Raw genomic sequence first — 6,118 nt, forward strand, 5'->3', positions numbered from 1 at the left:
GGTGCGGCCCGCTGGGGCAAAAAACGGCATAGCCGGGGGTTTCAAAAACACAAAAAAATACCGCGCCGGAAAAGCGCGGTATTTACATTTAGGCAAAGCGGGTAAAACTAAAAGCCGCCATCTGCATCCTTTTTGCTACCGGCAATAGCATAGCAAAATTTGGCACTTTCATTATTTGCATTATAAGTGCAGGTGCGTTTCCACGATTTGCCGCCATCGTCCGTGGCAGTGACAATGCTGTATGTGGGGCCCGAGGAGCGTGTGGCCGTGATAGTATACAAATTGGTATTCCCCTCGGTTGTAGTGACAGACAGGCAGAAATTTTTTCCGCCAAACTTTTCAGTGGTGGTGGTGCAGCTGTCGTTTGTGGGCAGTTCAATATCCAATTTTTTCAACTCGCCGTTGCCGGGCCATTTTTCTTTCTGCAACAGGTACCGTTCAGCCGCATAGCGCAAAGAGCCGGAAAGCGTAAGCGCTTCCGTCGCGCGGGATTTTTCAATAGCGGTAGTGTATTGCGGCAAAGCCACCGCGGCCAATACGCCGATAATCAACACAACTACCAGCAGTTCAATAAGGGTGAAGCCTTTTGTGTTCATAAAATCTCCTGTACGTTAAAAATAAATCGTTCAATACATAGTATAGCAAAAAAGATTTATTTTGCAATACTTTATCCGTTGGCTACCATTGGGCAAAATTGTTAATATATCTGTATGGCTAAAAAACATCTCGCGCCCGTTGGGGCCGCCTTACCTGCTACTACCTGTTTTTTGCCCCGCCTGTTAGCGTGGGGTACCGGGCTTTTGGGCCTTTTAATGGTACTTGCTTTTTTTACCGGAACGTACGATAAAGCCCAAATAAAAGATACGTTGCTTTTTGCGGGCGGCGGTACTTTACTGCTTACTTGGCTGGCGTATAAAATACAGCAGGGGCGCGCGCGGTTCAGCCGGGCAAGCGGGGTGTGGGTCTTGCCGTTTGCGGCCTATTACGGGTGGGTGCTAGCTTCTGTTTTGTGGGCGCCGTACCGGGTGGAAGCCTTGGCGGAGTGGGCCCGCTACGCCGTGTATTTCGGCCTGAGCCTGATGGCCCTGGAGCAATTCGGCACCCGGGCCGCGCGGATAATTGCGCGTTGCGTGGGGTGGAGCGCGTGGGCGGCGTACGGCTATGGCCTGTTGCAGGTGGTAAACCGCTTTGTGCCGGGGGCGGATTTTATGCCCTGGCAGGGGTTTTTCGGGCCGAGGGTGTTTTCCACCTTGGCAAACCCCAACTTTTTTGGGGATTTTATCGTTTTTTCGTCCTTTTTAATTGCCGCGCAATATTTGGTTTCCCGCCAAAAAAAATGGCTCGTGCTGTGGAGTATGGGCCTTATCAACCTGTTTTTTACGCAAAGTAAAGGCGCGTGGGTGGCGTTTGGCGCGGTGTACGGCCTGTGGGGCGCGGTATATGTAAATGTGTTTTCTGCCTGGAAAAAACCGTATAAGCGTTGGCTGAACGCGGCCGCCGCGTGTGTGGCGCTGGGGGCGGTTTTGTTGGCGGGCGTGTATGCGTTTAAGCGGCCGGATTCCGCCTCGTTCCGGGTGCATACTTGGGTGGCCTCGTGGGCCATGGTGCAGGATAGCCCGGTACTGGGCACCGGCATTGGCAGTTTTAAGACCATTTATCCCGCGTACCGCAAGCCGCAAATCTTTTTTATAGAAAACGCCCACAATACCGAAACCCAACACGCCGAAAACGAATTTTTGGAACAATGGGCCACGCTGGGCGCTATCGGGCTGATTTTATTTTTGTGGTTGCTGACCTTTGTGTTTACTGCCGCTTGGAAACGCCTTAAAAACCCCGCCGTGCCCGCGCAGGAGCGTTGGCTGTTGTGGGGGTATAGCGGCGCGCTCTTGGCTATGGCAGTGCATAGCACGGTAGACGTGAGTTTGCGCTTTGCCTCCGGCGGATTATTTTTTGCGCTCTTTTTGGGGTTGGTGGCGGCTTTGGCGCGGGGGAAGGAAGACGACTCCGCCGAGCTGGCCCCCGCGCGCGGGTGGGCGCAGTGGGCCGTTTACGCGCTTACCGCCGGCGGCGCGCTGTATGCGTGTTATGCGTTTTACAAAGTAATGCAACTGATGAGCGCCCCGCGCTTGGGAGATGTGATTTTTACCGGGGTTGCGTGGGCGTTTTTTGCGGCTACGGTGGGGCTAGGCGTATTTTTGGTATGCGCGGCGGCGCGGCGCTTTACACGCGCGGCGGCGTTGGCGGTATTGGCCTTGGTTCCGGCGGTGGTGTGGGGGGCGTTTCAGCCGTTCTTGGCCGACCATTATTACGGCGTGGGCGCGTTGTTTGCCACGCAGGCGCAAACAAATCCCGCATATTTTACCCCGGCGCTAGATTATTTCAACCGCGCCATTACGCATAATCCGTTTAATATGGCGTACCGCCAGTACCGCGCCACGCTGCTGGCAAGTAAACTGGATTTAAGCGAAACCTTTAACCGCCTAAAGGGGGATAAAACGGCTCCGGCTACCGATTATGAGCGCGTGTTGCGGGATTTGCAAACGGTGGAAAAACATTCGCCCAACCATGCGCTTTTACAGCAGGCGTATGGGGAGTTTTATTTTGCGGCGGCGTTGAAATTTTCCGACAGGGCGCGGCTGGCGGCCAATGCGGCGGAGTATGAACATTACAAGGCGCAGGCATTGGCCGATATGGATAAGGCCCAGCAGTATTTTGAAAAATCCTTATTATTGGACCCGGTCAATTACGCCACCTATGCTTTTTTGAGCGAAATTGCCATTTTACAGCGCCGCCCGGACGAGGCCCGCGCCCGCGTGGCGGCGTACCGCCGCGGCCCGGAAAATATGACGGAAAAAAATTGGCTAATCAAAATGGCCGAGGACCCGCGCGCGGAGCAGTTGGAGCGGCGTATTCAAGCGGCGTTCGGCCCGCAAACACCGGGGAAAACGAAAAAATAAGGGTTTTTCTTTGCCCTAAAACGCCGGGGAAAGTGAAAAAATAAGGGTTTTGTCCGCCCCCACACGCGCCGTAAAAAAATAGACGTGCAAAAGTTCTTTGTTTTTTGTAAAATATCTGTATCTGATTAATTTGCCGTTATTTATGCCGAGATAGCTCAGCTGGTAGAGCAACCGCTTCGTAAGCGGTAGGTCCGGGGTTCGATTCCCCGTCTCGGCTTTTTTTGCGTCGTCTTTTGCCCGCCGGCGTTGTCCTCGCAACCTCGGATACCTCGGGCTGCCGCCCTTTCCCAGTATACGCTCGGTTGCTTGCGTCCTAGCCGGACCGCCAAAATACTTGCAAAAAATACGCCGGGTGTTGGGCGGGGGGTATTTTTTGTACGCCTGTTATTACGCGCGGCAGTTTAGGTTTATTTCTTCTTCTCGGCTTTTTTATGGCCCCCGTCCGAGGTTTTATGAAGAAAACTCCGCTATTTTGCCGTCGTAAAATTGAGTATGAATTAAAGTGCAATAACGGGGCAAAAAAGTAATAGCGGAGTTAGCATAGAGTTAGCACGCAAGAGAAACTATTCTAATTATATTAAATCTCCATATGGTAAATTTTTAATGTAATTTTCCATATATTGCCAATCGGGCTCATATTTGCCATTAATTTTTTTAGAAGGTAATTTTAAGAAATGATTATTGAAATCTTTTTGTCTATATTGTCGCCCATAGGCATATTTATTTTTTTCTTGATTTACAACTGTTGCTATAAATAGGGCATTAAATTTATTTTGCTTAAACTTCGGGGAAAGCACCAAAATATTATCATCACACGAAAAAGAATATTCATGATAAAAACAATTACAAAACATATCTATCGTTAACACGTCTTTATAAAGAGGGCGCTTGTTTGCTTGAATAAAGTCCGATACTCCTTCGTTTTGGGCACCTGCTGTTACAAGCGGGGTATGCCCAGCAACACGATTTTCTTTTGTAAGTCTGGTACCCCTGGCTATAGTAAACAAATCTTTTATTGGGTAATATTGCCAGTTTGCTGTATTTGAGAGTTGATGCTTGAGAGAATCTTTTTGCATTTTACCTACTTTTATTAAAAATGCTAGGTAATCATTAAATATTTGTTCAAAATTTTCTGGTTTAAGTGTAGAATAATCAGTTTCCATATATGCTTCGCAGAGCCATTCATCCTGCCACGAAACCGGGTGTTTGGCACTCATTCCCTTTTTTACGTCGTTTTCACGGTACAAAGAAATCCACTCTTCTTTAATAGATTGCCATTTATTAAATTTATCAATACGACCCAATTTTTTGGATTTTACGAAACCGTCATCTTTGTAAAATCCAAAGAACGTATTACGCTGACTATCGTGTGGTTTATGGGCTTCCCATACCATTACACACACATTCGTACTAGCATTATTGGAATAAAAAATATCATCCGGCATGGAGAAAACGGCTTTAAGTGTATGTTTTTTGAATAACCGTTCGCGCACTTCTTTAAATTTAGTTCCAATGGCACAACTCATAGGAACCACGACAACCCCTCTTCCTCCTGTGGTTAGGATATCCAATAAGTTTTCTACAAATTCTAATTCCACATGGTCTTTTTGTGAATAAGGCGGATTGATAAGCCCCACATCGATATGTTTTTCTTTTAATTTTTCAATAATCTGCTTATCAAAACAATCCCCATAAATAATATTGGATTTACCATCTCCACGCACTATCATATTAGCAATGGCGAGTGTGTAAATATCGTCATCACTTTCTACTCCAAATAAAGAATTTGTTTTAATATGTGCAATTTCTTTTTCTGTTGCACTTTGGAACATTTTACTCATAGCAGTTACTAAAAATGCTCCAGATCCGCAACAAATATCTACTACTTTGCTAGATTTATTAACTTCAGCTAAATCTACCATAAATTCCGTTAAGTGTTGTGGAGTTAATACAATTCCTAAACCACTACCGTCTCCGCCGCTGTATTTCACAAATTCGTGATAAAAAATACCCAAGGCATCTACGGTATTAGACGAATAGTCCATCATGGGTTTAATCTTATTTTCTAACTGTTCAATATACCATAATAGAGAGTTATAATGCCCCAACGGAATATCTTTGAGTTTCAGATTTTTACCTACTGCCTTAAAATGAGCTTTTATATCATTAATCTTTTCGCGCCGAATATCACTATTACTTAATTCTTCGTCAATAGCTTTCTGTAAAAGGGTCAGCAATGTGGTAAATGAATTAATATGTTGATACTCTTCAGCAAATTCTTGATTTTTTAATGCAATTAGAATCCCTGCAATAAATACAGGTTTCATACGTTCGGTCATTTTTAAAGCCCGCAAATTATCATGCATTACCAAAGCGAGTTTACGGATTTCTTCTATAGATATGGCTTTTTCAACGGTTTTACCTTGTACTAAATTTAAATAATTAACTGGAGTATAAAGGGTGTCTCTTCCTTTAGAAAGTTCTTGATAAGTATCAAAATTTTTTTTCCAAAAAAATGTAGATACTTTCAGCGTATCTTTTTTCGTGCCACTTACAGCTAAAACTATTACGTTATAATATTGTTTTAAAAATTTTGCATAATATAGGGCCCCGTCTACTGCATAATCCTTAGGATTATCCAAATGCTCAGATTGATGACGTTTTATAGAATTTTTGCATTCTACCACCATAATTGTATCATGCGGTTTATTAAAGGTAATAATGTATTCGGGTTGAGCTTTACCACAACCACCTTGAGAATAATCATTTAATTGACAATATTTGGGCTTACCACCAGCTTGTTTAAGGGCCTTATTTACTTTATCCAAATCAGGCGTTTGGCCTTGCGGAAAGACGAACCCGAAATCATTTTCACCCAAAACAGCTTGCATTTCACTCAATACAATATCTTCTGTAACTCTTTCCGACATGCTTTTCTCCCTTAAAACAAATATAGCCCTCTTTTGTTATTGTACTAAATCTACCTTCTTGCGTAAAAATTTTGAATCAGCATCCTGTATGAGATTATGCGCTCTATCTCGGCTTTTTTTGCGTCGTCTTTTGCCCGCCGGCGTTGTCCTCGCACTTCTTAAAAATTCAACTCAAAATAAAAAAGCCCCTCTGTAATGAGGGGCTTTGCGGTTTTTGTATTTCTTATAATA

The 6,118-nt window shown here is 45.0% G+C and carries 3 protein-coding genes and 1 tRNA gene; 2 read left to right on the plus strand and 2 right to left on the minus strand.

All coding sequences use genetic code 11. From position 1 onward, the window contains the following. Positions 1-107: 107 nt before the first annotated feature. Positions 108-596 (minus strand): pilin, encoded by a 489-nt coding sequence (locus tag ACQY18_RS06035; RefSeq protein WP_428039218.1) that lies wholly within the window; start codon positions 594-596, stop codon positions 108-110. Positions 597-710: 114 nt separating this feature from the next. On the opposite strand from ACQY18_RS06035, the gene ACQY18_RS06040 reads away from it, so the two are divergent. Together ACQY18_RS06040 and ACQY18_RS06045 are read left to right on the plus strand one after the other, a co-directional pair. Further along, on the plus strand, positions 711-2,957 hold the full coding sequence (locus ACQY18_RS06040) for an O-antigen ligase family protein (protein WP_428039219.1): 2,247 nt from the start codon (positions 711-713) through the stop codon (positions 2,955-2,957). A gap of 144 nt (positions 2,958-3,101) precedes the next feature. Further along, positions 3,102-3,174 (plus strand) — tRNA-Thr (locus ACQY18_RS06045). Between the two features lie 355 nt (positions 3,175-3,529). Here ACQY18_RS06045 and ACQY18_RS06050 read toward each other — a convergent pair. Beyond that, a complete protein-coding gene (locus ACQY18_RS06050; protein WP_428039220.1) occupies positions 3,530-5,887 on the minus strand; it encodes an N-6 DNA methylase in 2,358 nt (785 codons plus the stop codon). Positions 5,888-6,118: the final 231 nt, after the last annotated feature.

The sequence above is a fragment of the Candidatus Avelusimicrobium faecicola genome (assembly GCA_900540405.1).
Classification (GTDB): domain Bacteria; phylum Elusimicrobiota; class Elusimicrobia; order Elusimicrobiales; family Elusimicrobiaceae; genus Avelusimicrobium; species Avelusimicrobium faecicola.

Coding starts and splice junctions, on each gene's coding strand:
- ACQY18_RS06040 (WP_428039219.1), top strand. CDS start 711: ATGGCTAAAAAACATCTCGCGCCCGTTGGGGCCGCCTTACCTGCTACT.
- ACQY18_RS06050 (WP_428039220.1), bottom strand. CDS start 5,887: ATGTCGGAAAGAGTTACAGAAGATATTGTATTGAGTGAAATGCAAGCT.
- ACQY18_RS06035 (WP_428039218.1), bottom strand. CDS start 596: ATGAACACAAAAGGCTTCACCCTTATTGAACTGCTGGTAGTTGTGTTG.